Here is a 24,786-nt window from a genome sequence, read left to right as displayed (position 1 = left end):
AGCTAAGCGGTAAAGAACAGGCTGGATCATCGAACCCTTGGTATCGCCAGGAAAGGGCTATACCCCCCCTGATGTTAAAAATTCCTTAGTGGGAGTGTCATCAGCTTATAATACCTTGTAAAAATATTGGGATTTTCACGATACACCGAGATAACGTGTGACAAAAAAACACAAGCCATTTATCGACACCGACAGCCTGCGCCGGCAGGCGGAACAGCAGCTTGCCCAACAACAGTCAATCGCGCCCGACATTGACATAGATGCAAAAAAACTGGTGCACGAATTACAGGTTCATCAAATCGAGCTGGAAATGCAAAATGAGGCGTTGTATTTAGCACGAGCCGAAGCGGAAGCGAGCCTGGAGCGTTACACCGAACTCTATGACATGGCGCCGGTCGGCTATCTTACGTTGGCGCGTGACAGCACGATTCATCAGCTCAATCTCAGGGCCGCCAGACAGCTGGGAATATTTCGCGCGCAGCTTAAACAGCAACGCTTTTCAAGCTTCGTTAGTGCCGATGCTTTACCCGTTTTTAACGATTTCCTGGCCGGCGTATTTGTCGATGAGACGGCCCACAGCTGTGAACTGACCTTGCTTCCTGTCAATCGGAACTCAACACTGATTGTACATATCGAAGCCATTGCCAATGATGACGAGCAGACCTGCCGGGTGATACTGATCGATATTACCCAACGAAAAGGTAATGAAGAGAAATTAAAATTGGCGGATCTGGTCTATCAGGCGATTGGCGAGGCCATTATGGTGGCCGATGCCGACAACCGGATTGTTACCGTTAACCCGGCCTTCACGGAACTGACCGGTTACACATTACAGGAGTCTGTAGGCCAATCGACATCATTGCTTAAGTCAGGGCAACAAAACGAAGCGTTTTACCAGGTTATGTGGCATGCACTGGAAACAACAGGGCATTGGCAGGGTGAAATATGGAACCGGCGCAAGAGCGGCGCAACCTATCTTGAATGGCTGACGATCAATACGGTTTACGATGATGAAGGCAATGTACGGCATAGGGTCGCGACGTTCTCGGATATCACCGATCAGAAACATGCGGAGCAAACCATCTGGCAGCAGGCCAACTTTGACTCATTGACCGGCTTGCCCAACCGCCATATGTTTTACGAGCGCCTGGCGCAGGAGATGAAAAAATCCCGGCGCATGGGCCTGCCGCTGGCATTGCTGTTTCTCGATCTCGATCATTTCAAAGATGTTAACGATACGCTGGGGCACAGCAAAGGAGACCTGCTGCTCAAGGATATGGCGCAGCGCCTGCTCAATTGCGTGCGCAATACCGATACCGTCGCACGGTTGGGCGGCGATGAATTTACGATTATTTTGACCGAATTACGCGAGCAAGACAGTATTGAGCGTCTTGCCCAGGACATCCTGTGCCAGCTCACCAAACCGTTCGAGTTGGCGGGCGAGATTGCTTATGTATCGGTCAGCATCGGCATCACCTTATATCCTGAAGATACCGATAATATCGATGTGCTGATAAAAAACGCCGACCAGGCCATGTATGCCGCGAAGGATCAGGGACGCAACTGCCGTCACTACTTTACCATCTCAATGCAGGAAGCCGCCTTAACCAGGATGCGGCTGGTTAACGATTTACGTAATGCCCTGACCGAACATCAGTTTTGGCTGGCTTACCAGCCGATCGTGGAATTGACTACCGGTGCCATCCATAAGGCGGAGGCGCTGATTCGCTGGCAGCACCCGACCCGCGGCCTGATTAATCCGGCTGAATTTATCCCTGTCGCCGAATCAACCAGCATGATTATCGACATCGGTGAGTGGGTGTTTCGCGAAGCGATGCAGCACGTGGCGCAATGGCGTAAAGAGTACTCTAGCGACTTTCAGATCAGCATCAATAAATCGCCGGTGCAATTCCAGAGAGAAGGCAAGGGCCATCTTGGCTGGTTCGACTATCTGAACGAACTCGGGTTGCCTGGGCAAAGCCTAGTGGTAGAAATTACCGAAGGACTGTTGATGGATGCCGGGACTTTAGTCAGCGACCAACTGCTGGCGTTTCGGGATGCCGGTGTTCGGGTATCGTTGGACGATTTCGGGACAGGTTATTCTTCATTATCTTACCTGAAAAAATTCGACATCGATTACCTGAAGATTGACCGGTCGTTCACCTGTAACCTCAGCCCTGATGCCAGCGACCTGGCGTTGTGCGAAGCGATCATTGTGATGGCGCACAAATTGGGCATCAAGGTTATCGCAGAGGGTATAGAAACACAGCAGCAATGCGATTTGCTGATCGCCGCCGGTTGCGATTACGGACAAGGTTATTTGTTTTCCAGGCCGGTGGCCGCGGATGAATTCGAGAAGTTGCTGTCGACCGCGAAACGTTGATTATTGCTACGTTGTGGGCGCGAATGAATTCGTGCCCACAGCTTCAATATGCGATTACCTGTGGAAACTGGAGTCAACCCATCAGCACCAATACCTGATGCTTCTTTCCATCCTGTAATAGCGGAATACCGTCTTCTCCTGATTGCAGCATTCCGTCCAGCTCAATCGACACGACGCCTTTCGATACTCCGTTCGGATTGCTGACGGTAATGTCATAGTCAGTTTCTTCGTGCCGATAGCTTAAATTATAGCTACGCCACTCGCGCGGAATACAAGGATTGAAATACATATTGCCGGCGCGAATATTCAGGCCCAGCATCCATTCCATACCGGCTCGATAAAACCATCCGGCAGCGCCGGTGTACCAGGTCCAGCCCCCGCGCCTTACATGGGGCGGTACCGCGTAAATATCCGCTGCTATCGCATACGGCTCGACTTTGTAAGCATAGACGCCGGTCCGGTTAGCGGTGCGATTGATCGGATTCAGCATATGCAGGAGTTCTGCCGCCTGATCGCCGTCTCCGAGCATGGCGTAGGCGATGACGCACCAGACCGCTGCATGGGTGTATTGCCCGCCGTTTTCCCTGACGCCCGGTAAGTAGCCTTTGATATAACCGGGGTCCAGCGGCGTTTTGTCGAACGGCGGCGTAAACAGCAGCACCAGGTCATCGCCATATTGGACCAGGTATTCCCGGACCGAGTTCATTGCCAGCCGCGCCCGCTCAGGATTACCTGCGCCGGAAATGACGCTCCAACTTTGGGCCAGCGAGTCGATACGGCATTCGGTATTGGACGCAGATCCTAGCGGCGTACCGTCATCGAAATAGGCGCGCCGGTACCAGGATACATCCCAGCCTTCGGCTTCCACCGCCGCTTGCAGTTTGAACGCGTGTTCGCGCCAACGCGAGGCGCGTTCAGTGTCGCCGCGCGTCTGCGCCAGACCGGCAAATTCCGATAACGTAGCGATCAGGAACCAAGCCAGCCACACGCTTTCTCCTTTGCCCAGATGGCCAACCCGGTTCATGCCGTCGTTCCAGTCGCCGCAACCCATCAGCGGAAGGCCGTGTATGCCGGTTTTTAAACTCAAATCCAGCGTTCGCGCGCAGTGTTCAAACAGGCTGGCTTGTTGCGTCGATGTAGCCGGTTCGAAATAAGCATCTTCCTGTTCCTGCGTGAGCACCGGTCCTTCCAGGAACGGCAGCAAAGCGTCGAGTACAGCGCTATCACCGCTGACCTTGACATAGTGCGACGCCACATACGGCAGCCAGATTAGGTCATCCGAAAAATGGGTGCGCACACCGCGATTGGAAGGCGGGTGCCACCAATGCTGCACATCGCCTTCGATGAATTGATGCGCCGCCGCGCGGAGCAGATGAGCGCGGACAAGATCGGGCCGCGCCACCGCAAGCGCCATGCTGTCCTGCAATTGGTCGCGAAACCCGAAGGCCCCGCCTGCCTGATAAAATGCGGCCCGCGCCCACATTCGGCAGCTCAGGGTTTGATACAGCAGCCAGCCGTTCAACATCAAGTCCAGCGCTCTGTCCGGCGTTTTTACCTGAGTTTTGCCGAGTGTCTTGCGCCATGACTGTTTTACTTCGGAAAACGTTTGTTGAATATCCGCAGCCCGATAACGCTTGACCAGTTCGCCGGCATGGTCGCGGTCATTGCCTTGTCCCAGCAGCAAGACAATTTCGATGCTTTGATCGGCGGCAAGCTCTATTTGCGCCGTCAATGCCGCGCAAGGATCGAGCCCTGCACCGACACGGCTTTTAAGCGCTCTGGATTGACTCAAAGCAACCGGCGCATCCAGGCTGCCGTTACGACCGATAAACTCGGTCCTGTTGCAGGTCCAGGAAGTTTGCAGGCCAGCCATATCGACAAAAGCAATGCGTCGGCCAAAGTCCGTATCCATCGGGTTATAGGCAAACAAGGCTTCGGTCTCCTGATCCAGTTCGGTGACAATATACGGCGCGGTGACGGTGCGCGAGGCCCCGAGCACCCATTCTACATAGGCGGTAACCGTTAATTTACGGGGACGATGGGACTTGTTTGTTAACGTCAGCCGTGAAATCTTGACCGGGTCGTCCGGGCTTACAAATTGCAGCAGCTCGCTGTGAATGCCGTGAGAAACATGCTCGAAACGGCTGTAGCCATGGCCGTGGCGAATGACATAGGCAGCCTTATCAACGCGGATCGGCAACGCAGTCGGCGTCCAAAAATCGCCGCTTTCGTTGTCCTGTAAATAAAATATTTCTCCGGGAGGATCGCCGACCGGATCGTTCGACCACGGCGTCAATTGGTTCAAGCGACTGTTAAGGCTCCAGCTATAACCGCTGCCCAGCTCCGATACGGTAAAACCGAATTCGGCATTGGCGATCACGTTAATCCATGGCGCAGGCGTATTATGCCCATTGCCCAGCACGATCACATATTCGCGCCCGTCGTCGGCAAATCCGCCCAGCCCGTTGAAATATTCGATGTCGGCAGGGACGGTTGCGGGTTCTTTTGTTTCGATAGCCGATGCAGACAGCACTTTAGGTTGAATAAATCTTGGGATCGGCTTGGGATGGCGCATCAATTGCTCAGCCAAAGTACCGCGACTGCTCAGCAGCACCACGCGAGCCGTGGTTTGCAATAACACATATTCCTCTTCGCTGAGCTGGTCGCCACGCAGCACAAAAACCTCACCTTGCCCGCCGTACTCGGGAAGTGCTGAAAATGACTGGTTTTCCCGGACCATGTTGTCCATTAAAGTTTGCAATTCATTGGCGTAGGTGATTTCTTTTTCATTCAAAATCACTAAATCGACCGACAGGCGTTTCATGCGCCAATATTCGTGAGCACGTAATAACTGATCGGCAATAGCCCTGTCTTCTGTCGATGCAACTCGCAGCACGACAATAGGGCGGTCGCCTGAGATACTGAATCGCCATAAGCCGGTGACATTCAATTGGTTCAGGTGCATCAGCCTGGCATCAGCCCGCAACGAAGGATCGGCATACAGCAAGCGATTAGCCAGGGCTTGAAATAATTGGGCTTCATCGGGCTGAATACGCAAGTGACGCAATTGGATATGCGCATGAGTCCAGGCCAAATCGGAAACCCGGTCGAAAGTCGCTGAGTTGTGATATTTGTCGACTAAATCTTCAACCGTCTGCCGCGACGAGGCAACCAAGGTGGTAAATGTCAGGTGAACAGTCGAGCCTGGTTCGATGCCGACACGTGCACGCAGGCTGAATATCGGATCAAGTACCGCGCCGACTGTATTGCTGAGCGGTCGGCCGTCAATCACGGCGGCAGGTGCGTGTAGTGTTTGGCCGCGGCCTATAAAGCGCATTCTGTCGGTCTCATATTGAACGCCGGCATTGATGCTGACGGATGCCAGCACATGAGCTGCCCAAACCTGCGGCTCATTGTCCGACCGAGGCCGCCGTTGAGCGATTAACGCATAGGCCTTGGGCAGGTATTCGGTCTGTATGAATAAATTGGAAAATACCGGATGCGCAATGTCGGCCATTGGAGGCGCCAGCACAATTTCCGCGTATGAAGTCAGCTCAATTTCCAGTGTATGGGTACCGTTATTGGTTAAACTCAAGTGCCTGATTTCCGCATTATCCTCAGGCGATACAATGACTTCCAGGCGGCTGGCTATGGCGCCGTCTTCGCGGGAGATACGCACCCGGTCTTCGAGAAAAACCACTTCGTAACGATCGGGAAGCGCCGCAGTCGGCTGGTATCCGGCAGACCAGATCTTATCGCTGGCCAAATCGCGTAAATAAATATAACTGCCCCAGCAATCTCGGGTCACATCTTCACGCCAGCGGGTGACCGCCAGTTTTTCGCAAACGCTGTAACCCGATCCGGAGGCGGTGATCATTACCCCGTAACGGCCATTGGAAAGCAAATGTGCTGACGGAACCAGGGACATCGGTGAAAGTACGCGGCGTATCGGCGGCTGTATTATTTCCTTCACTTCAGCCTCGGCTTGGGTGAAGTCGGGAATACCTTTGTCAAAACCGTGCGGAACCCGCTCTTGCAGCAGCAGTTCAGCGCCCTGGATCATCGGGACGCGATGGAAACGGCGGCGCATCACTTCATTGAGTACGACATTGGTCAGAGACACCAATGACATGCCTTGATGATGAGCCATATAGCAGCGCACAAACGCCACTTTTTGGTCTTCCGCGAGCCGCGATGGCGTGAAATCGAGCGCTTCGAAGAATCCGTAACGCCCTAAAGCGCCTATTTTTTCCAGGCGCTCGAAGTTTTCCACCGCGGCATGGGTGTGATACATAGCCGCCAAGGCCGTGGCGTAAGGGGCGATCACCAAATCATAGGCGAGGCCGCGCTTCATGCCCAAACCGGGCACGCCAAAAGCGGAATATTGATAAGTGAACCAGCGATCGCGGCCGTTAAATGCTGATTCGGAAACACCCCACGGCACGCTGCGTTGTTTTCCGTAGTCAATCTGGCTTTGCACCACCAGACGGCAGGTTTGATCGAGCAGGCTGTAGCGCGGCGTATAGGTCACCAATGCCGGCATCAGGTATTCAAACATCGAACCGGACCAGGACAATAATACCGTGCCGTTCGTGGTGCGCGTCACCCGGCGGCCCAGATGGAACCAATGGGCCGCCGGCACTTCGCGCTTGGCGATAGCAATCAGGCTGGTCAGGCGGGCTTCTGAGGCGAGCAGGTCGTAATAGCTGTCGTCGATCACGCCTTTTTCAACGCGAAAGCCGAGCGAAAACAGGTGTCGTTTATAATCATAGAGAAAACGAAAATCCATCTCGTCGAATAATTGTTGTGCAAGTGTAGTTAGCGCATTGATCCGCTGAGCCAGCACGTTCCAGCGCTGAGCTTCCGGCTGCTGTGGGTTATCGAAAGCAAGTCCGAAATGTATCGACGAGCCGAAATTTTCCATGTCGCGCTGGTGCGAAATGATATCGTCGTGCAACAAAGTAGCCCATGCCAGTACTTCGCTATTCTCGATGAGTTCGTTGCGCTCGACGGCATAAGCGCGCGCCAGGTCCAACAGGTTATCGGTACAGGGCCTTAGCAATCGCCATAAGCGCGTGCATTCTTCGGGAGTCGCCGGCGTGCATGCCAACAAAGCGCCAAGTTTATCGGTTTTCTTTCGCAGTTCTTCCAGTGTCACCATCTGCATGCGCTGGTTATCGTCGATGTTGTCAAGTGCGGACACCAGCAGCCTGTGGCTGTCGGAAATACCGTTTAACAATGTCGAAAACGCATACGGCTGTTGGATCAAATCTTTGCATCCCTGAACAACGACCAGTAAATGTGCGGCCAAATTACCGCTATCCACAGTTGACACATACTTGGGTTCCAGCGCCAGTAAAGTACAGGTGTCGTACCAATTATAAAAATGCCCGTGAAGTCTCGGCATCTTTTCCAAGGTCTTTAAAGTGGCCTCGAGTCTGTCAACGGTATCTATAAGGCCCATCCAGCCATAGTCATGCGCGGCGAGTGCCGATAGTAAATAGAGGCCGAAATTTGTCGGCGAACTGCGGTGAGCGATTTCCGGTTCCGGATCTTCCTGAAAATTATCAGGAGGCAGATGATTTTCTTGTTCCGTCACAAAGGTGGTAAAAAATCGCCAGGTGCGTCTGGCGACTTGCCGTAACTGCAAAGCATCCTCAGGAAATAATGATTCAGTAGGGTCCTGTCTTGGCGGCAAGCTCAGGAGATGGGCAATAACAGGCGACAGTAACCACAGCAGCAGGAATGGCCAGGCAACTTCAAGTGCAGCAGGATTAAATGCCAGCACGATCGAACCGGTACAAACGACTATGATAGCCACGTTGGCCAGCGGCTTGAGAAGGTCCTTGATTGAGTGTCCCGCTGTTGTCTTTGCTTGCAGTGCAGTGACCCACTTGAGCAGTTTTTGTTTGGTGATATACAGCCGGACTAGGGTGCTTATGATCGCATCAACCATCAGCCATGCCTGTTGTACCAGCAATGTCAGCGTAACCAGGCTATTGCTCAGACCCAGCAAAACATCTTCTGTGGTGGTGCGCAACTGGTTACGCAACGGAATGTCGATACGAATCCTCATTCCGCCGATAACGGCCTCGAACACCGGGAAAGCCAACGCGATTAATACCATCGCCATCAGTGCGCCAAGCGGTGCATCCGGAATCGCCCAGGCCGCCAACAGCGTAAAAAAGGCGCCAGGCGCCGAGAGAGTTCGACGTAAATTGTCCAGCATCTTCCAGCGTCCGATCAACGGCATGTTTTTGCTGCGCGGACCGAAAATCCACGGTAATAACTGCCAATCGCCTCGCGCCCAGCGGTGCGAGCGGGACGCGGCAACTTCCGCGTGGGAGGGGAATTCTTCAAACAGCTCAATATCGCTGACGAACGCACAGCGGGCGAATACACTTTCGAATAAATCATGGCTGAGCAATGCGTTTTCAGGAACTCGTCCGGCCAAAGCGGCTTCAAAGGCGTCGACGTCATACAAGCCCTTGCCGCTGTATGTGCCAAGCCCGAACAGATCCTGATACACTTCGGACACGGAGGTCGAATAGGCGTCCACGCCGCAGGCACCGGAAAACAGCTGATGAAACAGTGAATGCTCCCGTCTTTGCGGCAGGGTCGGTGTAACCCTGGGCTGGAGAATACTGTAGCCGCTGGTAACACAGTGCGTGGCCGGGTCTAGAACAGGCCAATTGAGCGGATGTGCGGCTGTACCTACCAATTGTTGCACTGCGCCTATAGGCAGTTTGGTGTCGGCATCCAGGGTAATCACATAGCGAACACCCGGCGGAGTAACCGCAGGCTGTCCATTAATCGGCAGAAATGAAGTATCGATGGCTCCGCGCAGCAGTCGATTAAATTCATGCAATTTTCCGCGCTTACGCTCCCAGCCCATCCATTTGCTCTCGTTCGGGTTCCAGCGACGTTTGCGGTGGTACAGGAAAAAACGCTGATCTCCGTACTTGGCATTAAGCGCTTCTATGCCGCTGATGGCGATGCTCAACAATCGATCATCTTCAGGCATCGTTTCCTGGTCTGCATCAGCCCAATCGGACAACAGGGCAAAATGAACATCATTGACCGGATTGGACAAATATTGAACTTCCAGCTCATCGATTTGCGTTTTTACGTTGTATTCGCTGATAAACATCGTCGGCACCACGACAAAAGTGCGCAATGAGTCGGGGAGGCCGTCCTTCAGTTCAAGCCTGGGTAAATGGCGCGGCGGCACCGCGGCAATGATAAACCGGTTAACCAAAGCCGTCGCAATATCCGAAGCGGGAAATAATGCGCATAAGATAATCAATGCAACCTGCAAGCCGCTTAATCCGGCGTTGACGGCGGCATCCACCGGCAGCGCCAGCAAAAGCAGTGTACCCAGCCCAATGCTGGTCAGATAAGCAAACGCAGCATGGGCGATATAGGCACGCAGAAACTTTTGGCCGAAAGAAGGGCGAAAACCGACTTCCCGCTCGAATTCACTCCGACCGGCGCCGATCAGGTAATAACCCGGTTCCTGCTGCTGCGGCGTGGTATCCGGTTCTTGACCGGTCTGATCAATTTTGTCGATGATTTTATGGGCGATTTCGACCTCAGAATACGGCGAACGTTTGGCAAGATCCTCAATCGCATGACGGTAGCGGTCACGGGTCAGAAAATCCATTTCTTTGTAAGTGGGGTGAGCGCGCAGATAGTTATCTACCAGACTCGAATCTTCGACAAACTGCGGCCAGTCGAATGCCGATATGGCGCGCATACTGGTAATGATATTGCGTACGGTCAGATTGGCTGCAATTTGCGCGGCGTGTTCACGGTGTACGATTTCATCCAGCGTGACGCCCTGTTCGGCCAGCCATTCGTTAAGAAAATCGAGTGCCGGCGCAGGGCCGGGATGCGGTTCGTGCAAACGCTGAACAAGTTGAACCGCAAAGGCCTGACGAAAAGGCGGGTCGGGTAAAAGGGCAGTCTGGGGCGCGAGATCTAGCCTGTCGGCTTGATCGACAAGTTCGTCAGCCAGGCGTCTTCCAACTTGCGAACGCATGACTTTTAATGCCAGCCGCCGCAAGTTCTCGATCATCACGATGCGTAATGTGATCGGAATTGCCCAAAGCTCGCCAATACTGAGCGGCTGGACTTGCTGGTATGCGTTTATGAAAAGATTCAGCTGTTCTTGGGAAAAACGGCTGTCGGTATGAGCGACCAGCGCCCAGGCAATGCCGTAAACACGCGGATAACCGGCAAGAAAGCCGTTGATCAGCTTGGGTAATTGCCGGTAAAACTTTTCCGGCAGGTAGACGTTGATGTCATTGATCTGCTCTTCAATGACATGAAAATTATCGAGTACCCATTCCGCGGCCGGAGTGATGGCTCGCTGTTCCCGCGCCGATTTGCCTATCGCTTTGTAAGCTTCAAACAATACTCTGGAGTTTTCGCGTACTCGCGGCATCAGTTTGAGCCCTTCAGGCATAATGCGGGCTTTTTGTGCTTTGGCTAAACTGGCGGCATGCTGCTCCAGGCGTTCATCGCTGAATAATTCAAACCGGATCGGTTCATCTTCGCCGCCCGGGTCGGCAAGCCTGATGTTCCGTCGATGCTCCCGTAATTTCATTATCATTTGTCCTCCGTCTAGGCTGCCGCTCGGTCAAAATAATATTTACCGGTTATGGGCATCCCACTCTACAAAGATAATGGAATTCTATGTGTAGCACAGCGGGCAATTAACTCAATCTCCGGTAAGGTAATATGTTCGCGCGCGAGGATGTTGCTTTTGAACGTCTGTAGATTAGAGAAGCCGAATGCTTGAGGCAATAAGTAGTATTACTGATCGGGGGCAGGTTTATGAAGGGGAGATGTAAAGGATTATATTTGAAACAGGTCGCGTTCGGCTTTAGAGTATGCACAATTGGTGCAATGCAACGCTTAAAATCGGCTTTGATCCGCATATCCAACGCTATGGATTGTGCCGCTGTTTCAGAAAGATCCGGTAGGCGTAACGCATTTGCTTGAACCGGCAGATAACAATAAAGAAAGGCTATTAATTATGACTAAGAATTTACAACACTGTTTTTATTCGTATGGGTGAGGACATGTTCATAGGCAAAACTATCGCTCTCTTTTGTGTTACAGCGCTCGCCGAAATTATCGGCTGTTACTTGCCGTATCTCTGGCTCAGGCAAGGCGGGTCCGCTTGGCTGCTTGTTCCCGCCGCAGCGTCGTTGACGCTGTTCGCATGGCTACTGACCTTGCACCCATCGGCGGCTGGTCGTGTCTATGCCGCTTACGGCGGGGTTTATGTTACGGTGGCTCTCGGTTGGCTCTGGGGCGTTGATGGTGTCCGCCCTTCATTTTGGGATGTTGTGGGCGTTATTGTTACGTTGGTCGGCATGGGCATCATCATGTTTGCGCCGCGTCATGCCTAACCCGTGGCAAAAGCGCGTTGCCCTTGAGCGCTATATGATTTGAGCCGAAAAGGGCATTAAATGCGAGCGTTACAGTGAATCCAATATAACAAACCCTGCCAGCCCAAGTGAGGTCAGCCCCAAACCGGCCATAGCCAGACGCGAGCCGTGCAGCTTGGTCCATAGTAAAAGGCCGGTCAGAGAAAGAAACACCAGTCCGCCGGACAGCGTATCCGCCAATAGCACCCATGCTGTCCCCATCCCGACACCTTTATGCAAGCGGGTGATGAAGGCGAACACGTTTGCATCCTGACGTTTTATCGAAACAAAAGTATTACCTACCCAGTATTCGGCGGTAACCGATTGTTGCGGACTCTGAAAGTCCACCTTCCATTGCCTAGGCTGCTGGATGCTTTGACCGGACCAGGTAACGGTTTTTGACGGTTCGGTGGAAACTTTATTGGGTGCCCGGTCAATGCTTAATTGTGCCTGCAACCATGAGGCCAGGGCTTTTGCATCGGCCGGAACCGGGGTGGGCAAAGCCAGTTCGATTTGCGACTGTTCCATTTTTACAGCCGGAATTTTCATCACCGTACGGTGGTTAAGTAAAATTCCGCTAATGCCGAACAACAGACCCAACGCAGCTCCCCACAATCCGACCCAGGCATGGGTACGGCGCAGCCATTTGAGCCATTGAATACGTTTAGGTTTCCGGATTAACAGTGCCGGATTTTGTACATTCGTCATTATGATAATCTCCGTTTGTTGTCAAATGTCTGCCCACATACGCAGCAGGTTATGGTAAGTCGCGACCAGGGGAATAATCTCGGGGCTTTCCGGAGCACGGGCACGCAAGCTCTGGATACCGGCATCAAGCTGAAACAGTAAGCTACGCTGGGCGATATCGCGAATCATGCTTTGCACCCAGAATACCGCGACATCGCGGTGTCCGCCGGTAATGGGTTCCACCCGATGCAGGCTGCTTGATGGATAAAGCACCAAACTACCGGCGGGTAGTTTGATTTGCTGCACACCGTAAGTGTCTTCGATGATCAATTCCCCCCCTTCGTATTCTTCCGGCTCGGACAGAAACAGTGTGCCCGATACGTCGGTGCGAAAAGTGGTCGTGCCGACGCGGATCGCATTGTCGACATGGATGCCAAAATCCATGCCGGGAACATAGCGATTAAACAGGGGAGGGCATACCACTTTCGGCAAGGCGGCGGAAACGAACAGCGGATTGCAATGCAACGCATCATGAACGATGGCGGTCAGCACTTGTGTTTCCTCCGCATTGGCGGCCAGTTGCAGATTGTTTTTTACCTTCGCGGCGAGCTCGCCTGCGGTGACCCTGCCATCTACGAATCGTGCTTTTGCGAATAGTTCACGCGCGCCGGCGAGTTCTTCGTTGGTTAAGATATTTTCAATGGCAAGTAGCATGGTTACCCTCTATCTGTGGTGTGGTTGCAGTCGGGTATTAAAATTTAATATTTTACCCGTAGTGTGAGTTGCCCCGAAAGCGGTACCCCCGGCAGGGCGGTATTGGTTTGTCCTGACTCGTAATAAACTTTGTCCAGAAGGTTGAACGCATTGGCCTGGATATCGAAGTGCTTATGGTGATAAGCCACTGTCGCATCGAGACGCGCATAGCCCGGCAAAGTCACTTCATTAACCGCATCAGTGAAACGCGAGCCCGACATGAATACCCCGCCACCGACTTCCCATTCCGGCGTGATATTGTAGCTGGTCCAGACTACGCCGCTATTCTCCGGCACATTGACGGAATTCTTACCTTGGAGCGATTTGGATAGCCCGCTGACCGAACCTGTTGCAAAAGTAGTCGATTTGGTTACTTCAGCATCGAGATAAGCGTAGGTCGCCGAAAGACTCCAGTCAGGCATTAGATCGCCAGCCAGGCCTAATTCGAAACCGTCGGTTTTCTGTTCACCGGCCAGGATATTTTTAGTCGGATCGGTCGGATCGGTTGTTCGCGCATTGGTTTTTTCCAAGCGGAATAATGCGCCGGTTGCACTGAGTCGTCCGTCAAAAAGATCTATTTTCGCGCCGACTTCCAAGTTTTGGTTTTGTTCCGGTTTAAGGTTGGCGGTATTAGTGGCGAGCGAAAATGTCTCGGCCGAAGGATTGAATGAGGTGCCGTAACTGAAATAATACGCCTGCCAATTTTTCGGCTGCCAAACCAGTCCGGCACGCGGATTCCATTGGTGATCGGTGCGTTCAAAATCATTGGTGTTGAGAAGATTGTCATTCTGTTTTGCCTGGAAGACATCGTAACGTCCTCCGGCAAGCAGTTTCCACTGTGGCGTAATCTCAAACTGATCGAGTACGTAACCGGCAGCGGTATTGGTTTTTGTATTCCTGTCAGTCGTTAATACGCCTGAGAAGTCGTTGGCGCGTCCTGCTCCTACGGTTGGGCTGCTTAGCGGATTATAGATGGAAACTCGAGTGACGCCGGTCGAGTCTTTGGACCGGAAGGTATAATCTTCCCAGCCGACTTCCGCCCCAAAAAGCAGGGTGTTGTTAAATCCGAATATCGGTTTCTTGAAGGTGAAATCGGTCTGGTTGTAATAATTCTCTTGCGGACTTTCGCGCAGTGCCTGGCTTCGTGCTATTGTCGCAGCCGCTCCGGTACCGGTAGCTCCTCCGGAAAACAGCAAAGTACGGTATTTGCGGTCGTAATTACCGTAGCGGGACGTATTCCGCACTGAAAATTCCGAGTTAAAGCGGTGATTAAATATCGCAGTCGCAACCGAAGTGTCATAGGTTTGCAGAAGGTCGTCCTTGAAACCGTAGAATTGGTTGACAGGCACATTGGCGGGTTTTCCGCCGATCATCGGCACACCATAGTCGAACACGCTGTCTTCTTCCTGGTGCAACAGCATCAGGGTCAGGTCGGTGTCCTTGGTAATGTCGAATTTTATCGACGGCGCGACGCCCCAGCGGTTGGTGTAATTGTAATCGCGGAAGGAATCGGCATCCTGGTACAGCGCGTTGAGCCGCACGGCTACGTTATCGGTCAATTTTGTTCCGGCATCCAGCGTGGTGCGTTTGAAGTCGTAGTTACCGTAGGTGAAATCGGCATTGGCGAATGATTTACCCATGACCGGCTTTTTGGCAATCGGATTGATGACGCCGCCGGTCGATCCGCGTCCGAACAGCACCGAAGAAGCCCCTTTCAGCACTTCGACGCGATCGAGGAAAAAAGTGTCGCGCGAGTATTGGCCGTTTTCTTTCGCACCGTCGAGATAGGTGTCGGAGTTCGCTGAAAATCCGCGCAAGGTGATCGAGTCGCCGGTGCGTCCGCCTTCGCCGGCCGCGATGGTAAGCCCGCTGACATTCTTCAGGGCATCGCGCAGGTTGAATGCATTTTGCGATTTAACCAATTCTTCCTTTACTACGCTGACAGATTGAGGAATATCGCGGATAGCGGTTTCAAACTTAAGCCCGGTACTGGATGTATCTGCCTTGTAGGCCGGTTCTTTTTCAGCGGAGACTTTCACCTTAACCTCAGGAAGCACTGGCTGAGCGGTTTCGGCCGCCTCGATATGCGGTGCGTTCAATATTGCGGCAATAGCCAGCATTAGCGGTCTGTTTTTGTGATTTTTCATAAATATATTGCCTGTTATATGTAGCTTGTTATTGGCTGGCTAGTCACACATGAGGCGATGGCTGGCTAAATATTCGAGATCGACGCTTTAGGTATCTATCGGTTTTGTTATTGCTTGGGGTTCGGTTCAGTAACAAAGCCGAGTTTTTCTATTCCTGCTGTTTGTGCGGCGGACATAACCATGGCTAACTGCTGATAGTTGGTTTGTTTATCGGCACGTAAATGCAATTCGGGCTGGGGTTTTTTCTGCGCTTCTGTCCCCAGTCTTGAAGCAAGTTCCGCCTCTTCAAAGGGCGCATCGTTCCAAAACAGTTTGCCTTCTCCATTAATCGACAGGGTCACAATATCGAGTTTTTCCGGATTGGACTGGCTGCCGGCTTGCGGCAGGTCGATTTTGATTGAATGGGTAAGCAGCGGTGCGGTAATGATGAAAATGACCAGCAGTACCAGCATGACATCCACCATCGGCGTCGTGTTGATTTCCGCCATCGGCTGGGTATGGGGGTTATCGCCGCCGAATCCGCCTGAGCCCATCATAATGACACCGCCATGGGTGTCATTTCGGTAACTTCCCCGGCTGCTAACGGTACGCCGGTGGTCAGGTAAGTATGCAGATCGTGGGCGAACGTTTCCAATTGGCCCATTAACAGGCGGTTATCGCGTACCAGGGCGTTATAGGCCAGCACTGCGGGTATGGCAACGGCCAGGCCGAATGCGGTCATGATCAGTGCTTCGCCGACCGGTCCTGCTACTTTGTCTACAGAGGCTTGGCCGCCGACGGCGATGGCGCCGAGCGCATGATAGATGCCCCAGACTGTGCCGAATAGCCCGATGAAAGGGGCGATACTGCCCACCGAAGCCAATAAGGTAAGCCCCGTTTCCAGGTGCATGGCTTCCTGGCTGATAACGCGACGTAGCGCCTGGGCAATAAATTCATCATGGCGCGAATGTTCTTGCAGTGCGCTACTTCCACCTTCATTGGCGGTAACTGCGTGTTCCGCAAAAAGTTGCGCGGTGTAACGCTTGTGATGGTTGGCAGCATTGATGCCTTGTATCGCAAGACGCGCGAACGGGTTTTCCGCTTTATTCAAATCTTCGCTCATGACAGTCACCATTGATGACAGGGTTGTCGACGAGGCTTGCCAAAAGCGTTCTAAAAAACGGGCGCTGCTGCTTCTTAAACGCCGCGCCTGTACCGCTTTGATGACCATTAAAGTCCAGCTTCCGATGGACATGGCTAACAGCCCTGCCGCTACAGTAATCGATACCGCCCCGCCTTGGCTGATGAATTTCAGGTTGTCTAAGAGATATTCTGCTTGCATGATGACTTATCCTTCTATTGAAAATCTGACCGGTACAACGACCGATGCACTAACCGATTGCTCGCCGCGTTTGGCTGGAACAAATTGCCATTTTTTGACCGCTTCCAGCGCAGCCTCATCGAGTCGGCTTGAGCCGCTGCCGGTTTGCAATTCTACGGAGCCGGCTGTGCCGTCTACTGTTACTTGTACGCGTAGTAGGACCAAGCCTTGTTCGCCCAGTCGCCGCGAGATTGATGGATAATTCGGCGCCGGGTTATTTAAATAAGCGGCGTTAAAGCTTGGCGATTGATATGCCTGCGTGTCGGCGGCCTTGTTATTCGTTGGCTTCGCCTCCGGTTGGGCCGCAGGGGAAGTTGTCGGGGTTGCAGGCATGGATGTCTGTTCCACAGGCGGAGTGATTGGCTGACTTGTCGGCTTTATCGCCGGTACAACAGGTTTAGTGACCGGTTTTTTGACTTGCTTCTTGATTGGCTCTTGCGTTTTTTCTATCGGCGTAGCGGGTAATGTCGGCTTTTGCGGTGCTGCTTGCGGCGAACTAATCAAGCTAACCATGATGGGTTCGGGCATTGTCTCAATCGGTAAAGACTGCGATTGCGGCAGTAATGCTGCAAACAGCGCCAGATGCGCGCATAGCACCAAGCCAATGGCAAGCCATGTGCGGTCATTGATACGCTTAGCTCCGCCGTGACTGATATTTCCCAACATGGGAGCAGGGCGGTTTTCCAAAAAATAAAAGGTGGCGGTTGGGAAGATCATTTTAGTGAACATGGCCGCTCCTTATTTGTTGAGGATTGTCATTTGTCGATGACTCATTTTTCATCTGGGCAAGCCGCACTTTGGCATGATTTAAAACCGAGCTAAGTACTTCTAGCGATTCATAATTGGTGTGTATCGTCGATGAACCAAAATTTATCTCCAACGCACCGCAATCAGGGCAAAGCACCACGCGGCAATCGCCGTTACCGGAAAGGCCTACTTTCTTGTGTTGTTTAGTTGAATTCATTGATCTCACCATCCAAATGTTAAGCAGGATAAAGTCTGCCGAAATTGTTGTGTGCAGCGTTTAGACGGCACTGGATATTTGCAGTGCGCGGCTTTACATTGGCTGGCTACCAATACCTGAATGTATTGGATGGCTGGCTATTTTTACTCTTTGCACTTCATTGTCGGCATGCTCATTCCCAACATCAGGAGGAGAGTTGTCCGCAGTTGAGGAGAAAGCCTGCCGACAATGAAGTGCAATAACTAAATTATTTGGTCAGGATTAATTTTCCCTGACGAGTCAAACGCAATCGGTATTCCTCTCCCGCATGTTCGATAACAATCTCGCGTGCTGTACCAAATAGCTCCGTGCTTTGTAAACGCTGCCCTAAAGCCGGCGTTATGGCCTGCTTTGTAAGAAGCACCAAGTCCAAAGATTCGAGAGAGGGAGTAGATTGTTTGTTCATGGGTACGAATAATAATGATTATCATTTGACGAGTCAACATTTGTTGCTATTTCCGCAAAATTTAAAGGTCTACGTCAATCATAGATTCGATTACCTATGTTCAATTCAGCCATTGATGTCTCTATGATTTAGGTTGTTCAAATTACGTGGCTTCCGGATATTAGTTTCGTTAGCAGATCGAACAATTCATTGCGCACACGGGTTTTACGCCAAACCATACCGATAGTACGATTGGGGACGGGGTCCTCAAATGGAATATACCGAATGCCGTCTTCAGGTTCATGAATAGCAATTTTGGGCATAAAAGTTATGCCGGTTCCCGCTCAGACCATTTGCCTTATTATTTCAAGCCCTGTAGCGCTGACATCATGGAAGGAGTACAGGAAGCGTAACGTAGTGTAGCGGCGTTGACGCCCCCGCGTAGCCGCAGCGACCGGGCGTTTTGACGAAGTTGGAGCGTTAGAGTAAGCGTAGTCAAAATACAAGACTATCCGATACGGTGCCAGGTCATTACGGGAGTCATGGCGCACAGCGTAGCAACGTGAAGTTGTGTGCCGTGACGGTAGGAGGACGAACGCGGGCCACCGCAGGCATTAATGGCCCGGTCATTTTTCGCTGCTAAAATCGGACGGATCCATTTTAGCTTTCGCGAAAAATTCTGGCGCGCTGAAGTTATTAAGTTTCATATCCGGTAATGCTGAACAAAGCCTTGCTAATCGGATAATTTACCCAAATATGGGCCGGCAATAGCCATTGCTCCATCCGACCTGATGTTTTTCAGCCTGGATGGATAGAGTGCGATGATATTAAGATTGCTTGTTCGACCAGCCGCCGCCTAAAGCCTGATAGAGCTGCACCATTGCAACCAAGACATCCTGCCGGGCTTGAACCTGGCTGTTCTCGGCAGTCAATAAGCTACGTTGGGTTGAAAGCAGGGTTTGATAATCAATCGCCCCGAGTTTATAGCGATCTTGAGACAGCCGGTATGCCGACCGGGCCATATCCACCGCATCGGCCAGCGCTTGCAGGCGGCGGGTCGAATTGCTGCGCACCGCCGCTGCATCCTCAACTTCTTTAAATGCAGTCAAAACCGTTTTTCGATAAATTTCGACCAATTCGGCGTTAAAAGCTTGTGCAGTCTCCAGACCGCCTTCCAGACGGCCGCCCTGGAACAAGGGTTGCGTCAGGCCCGCAGCCATCGCCAAGGCCACGCCCGCCGGTTGCGGCGAGGCGATAAGCGTATCCAGGCTCAATTGCAGCCTTGGGTAAAAGGCCGCTCGCGCCACGCCAATGTCGGCGTTGGCGGCGATCAATTCCATTTCAACCTGCCGAATGTCCGGCCTGCGTTCCAGCAAAGCGGCCGGTTGCAGCGCATCGGCCGGCGGCAGCAGAATGTCGAAAAAATGCCCGGCATTGAAAGACATCGTTTGAGGCGGATGCCCCATCAATATCGTCAACGCATTTTCCGCCAATGTATATTGCTGGGTCAGCAAATCCAGGTTGGCCCGCGCCGTTGCCAGCTCGGTCTTTTGCTGCATCACATCCAGCGCCGATACCGCACCGGCCTGATGGCGGGCTTCGACAACCGCCAGTACATTAGTGACGTTGTCCAAGAAATCGACCGCAATACGCTTGCGTTCGGCCAATGCCAGCAGGTTAAAATAAGCCTGTCCAACATTCGACATCACCACCAGTTGTAGCGCATCGCGGGCGAAAACCTCGCTGAGCAGCAGCGCCGAACCGGAATCGCGACGGGCGCGATTGGCGCCCCACAAATCGACTTCATAGGCGACGGTAAACTGTCCTGTTTCCTTGTGGCTGTCGCCTATTTTGTTGCGGGTATCGGTCACATCACCCTGTAGCCCAACCATCGGCCACAGATTGGCGCCTGCAATTTTGGCTTGGGCCTTGGCCTGCTCGACACGCTGTTTGGCCGCACCCAAATCGTTGTTGTAGATCAGGGCTTCCGCTATCAGCCGATTGAGTTCCGCACTGCCGAAAGCCCGCCACCACTGCGGATCGACAGTGGACTTTTGCCGCGACAGACTGGCGTCATGCCATTGAGCAGGAGTCTCTATATTCGGTCTGTGGAAATCAGGCACCAGATTGCAGGCCGTCAAAGACAACAGCAAGGAAATGATCGATACTTTATTTTTCATCAAGATTGTATTGAAATGAAAGAAACATTCACCACGAAGGCTCGAAGGACAAGAAATTATATTTTCTTCGTGTCCTTCGAGCCTTCGTGGTGAGAGCTTTTAAAAGTTTTACCAAAATTATATTAAAGTATTTCACTCCGCAGCCAACGCCACTACCGGATCAAGCCCGGCGGCCTTACGAGCCGGCAAATAACCGAACAATAAGCCGGTACCTAATGCGCAGGAAAAAGCCAATATGGCCGGCAGCGGCGAAAAAACCACCGCCATATCGAAATAGCGCAAGCCGCAGCCCGCCGCAAAACCAAGCAATACGCCGATCAGGCCGCCCAGCGTACAGACCACCGCCGCTTCGGTGTTGAACTGCAACAGGATGTCTCGGCGGCGGGCACCGGTGGCGATGCGAATACCTATTTCGCGGGTGCGTTCGGTGACGCTGACCAGCATGATGTTCATCACGCCAATGCCGCCGACCAGCAAGGAAATCGCAGCGACAATGCCCAGCATCAGGGTAAAGGTATTCTGGGTTTCGGTGGCGGTTGCCAGAATCGACGCCATGTTACGGATCCGGAAATCCTCAACTTGATGGCGGTCGATTAACAAATCGGAAATCACTTGCTGTGTTGCATCGATCTGTTCGACATCGCGCACTTTCACAGTGATACCGCCCAGATAATTCTGGCCGAACAAGCGGATCAATCCGGTTGTCAGCGGCACAAACACGACGTCATCGCGATCGCTGCCTTGGGCATCGGCACCTTTGGCCGTCATTACCCCGACCACTTCAAACGGAATGTTGCCGACCATCACATAGCGGCCAATGGGATCGGCATCATCGGGAAACAATATCTGTTTGATGGTTTGCCCCAGCACAATCACCGGGGCATAACGGCGCATATCGCGTTCATCGAAAAAATCGCCGTCGGCAACCGCCCACTCGCGAACCGCGGTCATACTGGGCGCAACACCTTGAACGCTGGTGGCGTAATCGATGTTGCCGTAACGCACGGTCAAGCGTGTATTGCGTTCCGGCGAGACCCATTCGACATTGCCCAATTCGGCGATGACATCGGCATCGGCCGGGATCAGGGTGGCAACGTCGGAGCTAGCGCGCAGACCGGGAGCACCGGGACGGATCGACAGGATATTGGTACCCATGGCGCGCATTTGATCGAGCACTTTTTCCTGGCTGCCTTGTCCTACCGCCAGCATCGTCACGACGGCGGCGACGCCGATCACAATGCCGAGCAAAGTCAATGCCGTGCGGAACAGATTCGCATGCAACGAACGCAACGCGGTTTTGGCCGCTTCCAGCAGTTCGGCAGCTACTCCGGCGGCTCCGATGCCTTGATGTTGGGGTGGCGGCAACAGGCGGCCGCTGCGGTTTTCTACGCCATCGCTGACGATTTTGCCGTCGCGAAGTGTGAGGATGCGCTGGGCATGGGCCGCGACTTTTTCGTCATGGGTAATCAGTAGAATGGTACGGCCTTGCTGATGCAAGTCACGGAGCAGCGCCATGACTTCTATGCCGCTTTGGCTGTCGAGCGCTCCGGTCGGCTCATCGGCCAAAATCACCGGCGCGTCGTTCATCAACGCACGGGCGATAGCGACGCGTTGCTGCTGCCCCCCGGATAACTGCATTGGTTTATGCCCGCCGCGATTGCCCAGCCCCAGTTGTTCGAGCAATTGAAGGGCCCTGCGATGCCGTTCGGCTTTCGGCAAGCCGGCGTATAGCGCCGGTATTTCGACATTTTCGGCGGCCGAGGCATTGTTGAGCAGATTATAGCGCTGAAATACGAAACCGAAGGTCTCACGGCGCATGGCCGCCAGCCGGTCGGCATCGAGTTCCGCCACATCCTGGTCCAAAATACGGTAACTGCCGATATTAGCCTTGTCGAGGCAGCCGATCAGGTTCATCAACGTCGACTTGCCGGAACCGGACTGGCCGATAATCGCCACGAACTCGCCGGGCCAGATGGTCAGGGAAATATCGTCCAAAGCCCTAACGACGCTATCGCCGCTAGGATAGAAGCGCTGGATATTTTTAAGCTCCAGTAACGGTTTGTCCGCAGGTATTGCGCTCATAAACGCGGTGCACCCGCAGCCGGATTGACTTTGTCTTTCTTTTTGTCTTCGCTGCGCGCCACGGTCTGCAATTGTGCGCCGACCTCAACGCCGTCGCGGATTTCAGCAAAACGCCGGGTTCTTAAACCGACATGGATGATCTTTTCCTGTATGCCCTGACCGGTGACTTCCTTAACCCGGTAAGCTGCACCGTAACTATTGTCCTCATGGCGTACTCTGGCTCCCAATGCGGCAACCGGTATCTGGGGTACCTGCTCGGCCTTGCCCAAAACGAAAAACATCTGCGCGCTCATGCCGGTCATCAACTGCCGGTCCTGATTGTCGACATCGACCAGTACATTGTAAAGCACCACGTTGTTGATCACTTCCGGGGTCGGCAATATCTGCCGCACCTTGCCCTGCCAGCGCCGCTCATTGGAGCCCATGGTCGAAAAATAGACCGCCAAATCAGGCCGCAAACGCGTTACGTCGGCTTCGGCGACTTGAGCGCGCACGGTCATGGTATCGAGTTTGGCCAACTGCAAAATCATCGGTGTCGATTGGTTGGCGTTCAAGGTCTGGCCTTCGCGGGCTTTTTGGTCGACAACGGTGCCGTTCATCGATGCGTAAATCTTGGTGTAGCCGAGATTGGTTTTATCGCCGGACAAAGTCGATTGCACTTGTTCGATTTGCGCCTGGATCGAAGCTGCGGTCGCCTCGGCCATTTTCAGGTTAAACTCACTATTCTGGTTGTCCTGCTGGCTGACGCCTTTGCTTTTCAGTAATTCGTGATTACGTTCGTACTGCTGTCTGGAGAATAGCACTTGCGCCTGCTGCCCGATCAACTGAGCTTGCAAGTTTTTGATATTGGCCTCATCGGCCTGTACCCGAGCCGCATAAATTCTTGGATCGATCTGCGCCAGCAATTGCCCGGTCGTGACATTATCGCCGATTTGTACATAAATCTTCTGTAACTGGCCGGTGACCTGGGCACCGACATCGACATATTCTTTCGGTTCCAGTTTGCCTTGGGCGGTGACATTTTCTTCAATGTCGCCCAAGGTTACGATGACGACATTTTTGTTGACGTCTTTCGATTGCTTGGGGTGCAGCAAGTTGTAACCGATAGACCCGGCAACAATCAGAAAAATTAAAGAAATCCACAGGAAACGACTACGGACAACGTGTCGGTATTTACGAAAACAGGTTCGCAGCATGGTGGTGATAAGGACTGGGGCCTAGTTTAAACAGGCGGCTATGGAACAGTCATCACCGAATTCAGGCGGCTTGCTATAAAGGGATGCAATTTGACAGCGCCTGATAATCCAGTAAAAGAAGCAGTTATACTGCCCATTGAAGCTAGTACAGTCAAGCCGATTTCCGCTTTTTTCAATTTAATGGATGTTTTTGCTTTCTGTTGCAAGATTTTGCCTTTGTTCCAATAAGACAGTGGTTATGTTTTGCCATTGTTGAAGTAGTTGCAAGTACAGAGTTTGGCTGTCAGGAGAAGCTGCTACATCAGGATGCTCAATCACCAGACGAAGATGGTTGACGATAAAATGGGCAAGTTTTGGGCATTGATCCTTATGAAATTGTGTCAATAAAAAGCAAAGAACCGAATGTAATTTAACAAATGATACATCATCAGTCTTTTTCTCTTTAATGAGGGTTGCGATGCTATCAAGGTTTTGTTCCACGGTTTTTTATGTATCAGTTAATTTCATGGGGCAGAATAAAATCAATAAGCTGATTTTGCATTTTTTGAGAATGTCGCGGGTTATTTATATGGCAAGTAAGCCATAGTTTTGAGTATTTGGTGTACTTTTCCTGCTTGCTTTTAACCACATTAAAATTTGCAAGTAAGCGGTAATATCGAGAAATAAGTAAAGCAATGCATGGATTTTGCAGAGCTTCATACTGAGATTTCAAATATTCAATAGCCATTAATAAGGCTTCTTGCTGATCTTTTTCAGACATAATAATTCTCCTTGGATCCGAGATTTTTCTTTTGTGTTAACTTCACTGTGGATAGGAGTAATTTCCAGACTGTTTTTTTTCGAATCAATATCCAGACACTTAAAATCCACTGCATGAATACGTTCGTTTTCAATAAGTGATGCCAAGGTATTTGCAGAGATTGCGATGTGTACCAAGTTATTTTTCATAATGAAAACAGGTCAGGTTACTTTTGTATAAATGATAATCATTATCATTTATAAAGTCAATGCTTGTTTACATTTTCTCCCGATACTTAACAACAGAATGTAAATGAGTCAATGCTTTTATTAGACATCTTTCCTAAATACAGCGATAGCGCAAGTTAACAAGAGCCGCTACTAAATTCCAATTCAGTGAGTAATTCTTGTGCTTGCCCCGATAAACCTCTTTGA

General features: G+C 52.1%; 17 protein-coding genes. 2 read left to right on the top strand and 15 right to left on the bottom strand.

The genetic code is table 11. The features are described 5' to 3' along the window. The first annotated feature begins 157 nt into the window (after positions 1 to 157). Positions 158 to 2,383, top strand: a complete 2,226-nt coding sequence (locus V7051_RS17955; RefSeq protein ID WP_333877225.1) for a putative bifunctional diguanylate cyclase/phosphodiesterase — start codon at positions 158 to 160, stop codon at positions 2,381 to 2,383. 73 nt (positions 2,384 to 2,456) lie between these two features. Here V7051_RS17955 and V7051_RS17950 read toward each other — a convergent pair whose 3' ends face one another. After that, a complete protein-coding gene (locus V7051_RS17950) occupies positions 2,457 to 10,997 on the bottom strand; it encodes a GH36-type glycosyl hydrolase domain-containing protein (protein WP_333877224.1) in 8,541 nt (2,846 codons plus the stop codon). Between the two features lie 472 nt (positions 10,998 to 11,469). Here V7051_RS17950 and V7051_RS17945 point away from each other — a divergent pair, with 472 nt between their 5' ends. Continuing rightward, positions 11,470 to 11,802, top strand: a complete 333-nt coding sequence (locus V7051_RS17945) for a YnfA family protein (protein WP_333877222.1) — start codon at positions 11,470 to 11,472, stop codon at positions 11,800 to 11,802. Positions 11,803 to 11,871: 69 nt separating this feature from the next. On the opposite strand, the gene V7051_RS17940 is transcribed toward V7051_RS17945, so the two are convergent. From V7051_RS17940 to V7051_RS17875, 14 genes are all read right to left on the bottom strand, one after another. After that, positions 11,872 to 12,528, bottom strand: coding sequence for a PepSY-associated TM helix domain-containing protein (locus V7051_RS17940; RefSeq protein ID WP_333877221.1), 657 nt, complete (start codon positions 12,526 to 12,528; stop codon positions 11,872 to 11,874). Between the two features lie 21 nt (positions 12,529 to 12,549). Next, positions 12,550 to 13,221 (bottom strand): Fe2+-dependent dioxygenase, encoded by a 672-nt coding sequence (locus V7051_RS17935; RefSeq protein ID WP_333877219.1) that lies wholly within the window; start codon positions 13,219 to 13,221, stop codon positions 12,550 to 12,552. A gap of 44 nt (positions 13,222 to 13,265) precedes the next feature. Continuing rightward, the gene (locus tag V7051_RS17930) at positions 13,266 to 15,407 is read right to left on the bottom strand and encodes a TonB-dependent receptor (RefSeq protein WP_333877217.1); all 2,142 of its coding nucleotides are present in this window, start codon (positions 15,405 to 15,407) and stop codon (positions 13,266 to 13,268) included. 107 nt (positions 15,408 to 15,514) lie between these two features. Beyond that, positions 15,515 to 15,943 (bottom strand): ExbD/TolR family protein, encoded by a 429-nt coding sequence (locus V7051_RS17925; RefSeq protein ID WP_333877215.1) that lies wholly within the window; start codon positions 15,941 to 15,943, stop codon positions 15,515 to 15,517. Further along, positions 15,940 to 16,728 (bottom strand): MotA/TolQ/ExbB proton channel family protein, encoded by a 789-nt coding sequence (locus V7051_RS17920; RefSeq protein ID WP_333877213.1) that lies wholly within the window; start codon positions 16,726 to 16,728, stop codon positions 15,940 to 15,942. The genes V7051_RS17925 and V7051_RS17920 overlap by 4 nt, the downstream gene beginning before the upstream one ends. Before the next feature lie 6 nt (positions 16,729 to 16,734). Next, positions 16,735 to 17,496, bottom strand: coding sequence for an energy transducer TonB (locus V7051_RS17915; protein ID WP_333877212.1), 762 nt, complete (start codon positions 17,494 to 17,496; stop codon positions 16,735 to 16,737). Beyond that, positions 17,486 to 17,731, bottom strand: a complete 246-nt coding sequence (locus V7051_RS17910; protein ID WP_333877210.1) for a hypothetical protein — start codon at positions 17,729 to 17,731, stop codon at positions 17,486 to 17,488. Before V7051_RS17910 ends, V7051_RS17915 begins: the two co-directional genes overlap by 11 nt. A gap of 247 nt (positions 17,732 to 17,978) precedes the next feature. Continuing rightward, entirely contained in the window at positions 17,979 to 18,176 is a 198-nt protein-coding gene (gene hemP / locus V7051_RS17905) for a hemin uptake protein HemP (RefSeq protein WP_333877208.1), read from the bottom strand. A gap of 137 nt (positions 18,177 to 18,313) precedes the next feature. Next, on the bottom strand, positions 18,314 to 18,487 hold the full coding sequence (locus V7051_RS17900; protein ID WP_333877270.1) for a hypothetical protein: 174 nt from the start codon (positions 18,485 to 18,487) through the stop codon (positions 18,314 to 18,316). Between the two features lie 495 nt (positions 18,488 to 18,982). Next, on the bottom strand, positions 18,983 to 20,335 hold the full coding sequence (locus tag V7051_RS17895; RefSeq protein WP_333877206.1) for an efflux transporter outer membrane subunit: 1,353 nt from the start codon (positions 20,333 to 20,335) through the stop codon (positions 18,983 to 18,985). Between the two features lie 132 nt (positions 20,336 to 20,467). Continuing rightward, positions 20,468 to 22,417, bottom strand: coding sequence for a MacB family efflux pump subunit (locus V7051_RS17890; RefSeq protein WP_333877204.1), 1,950 nt, complete (start codon positions 22,415 to 22,417; stop codon positions 20,468 to 20,470). Beyond that, on the bottom strand, positions 22,414 to 23,613 hold the full coding sequence (locus V7051_RS17885) for an efflux RND transporter periplasmic adaptor subunit (protein ID WP_333877202.1): 1,200 nt from the start codon (positions 23,611 to 23,613) through the stop codon (positions 22,414 to 22,416). Before V7051_RS17885 ends, V7051_RS17890 begins: the two co-directional genes overlap by 4 nt. 177 nt (positions 23,614 to 23,790) lie before the next feature. After that, positions 23,791 to 24,093, bottom strand: a complete 303-nt coding sequence (locus V7051_RS17880; protein WP_333877200.1) for a hypothetical protein — start codon at positions 24,091 to 24,093, stop codon at positions 23,791 to 23,793. 13 nt (positions 24,094 to 24,106) lie between these two features. After that, positions 24,107 to 24,373: a hypothetical protein gene (locus V7051_RS17875; RefSeq protein WP_333877198.1), complete on the bottom strand. Its 267-nt coding sequence runs from the start codon at positions 24,371 to 24,373 to the stop codon at positions 24,107 to 24,109. Positions 24,374 to 24,786 lie beyond the last annotated feature (413 nt).

The sequence above is a fragment of the Methylobacter sp. genome (genome assembly GCF_036845245.1).
Lineage (GTDB): Bacteria > Pseudomonadota > Gammaproteobacteria > Methylococcales > Methylomonadaceae > Methylobacter_A.
The sequence above is the reverse complement of the archived record's forward strand: the minus strand, read 5'-3'. Positions and strand labels throughout refer to the sequence as shown.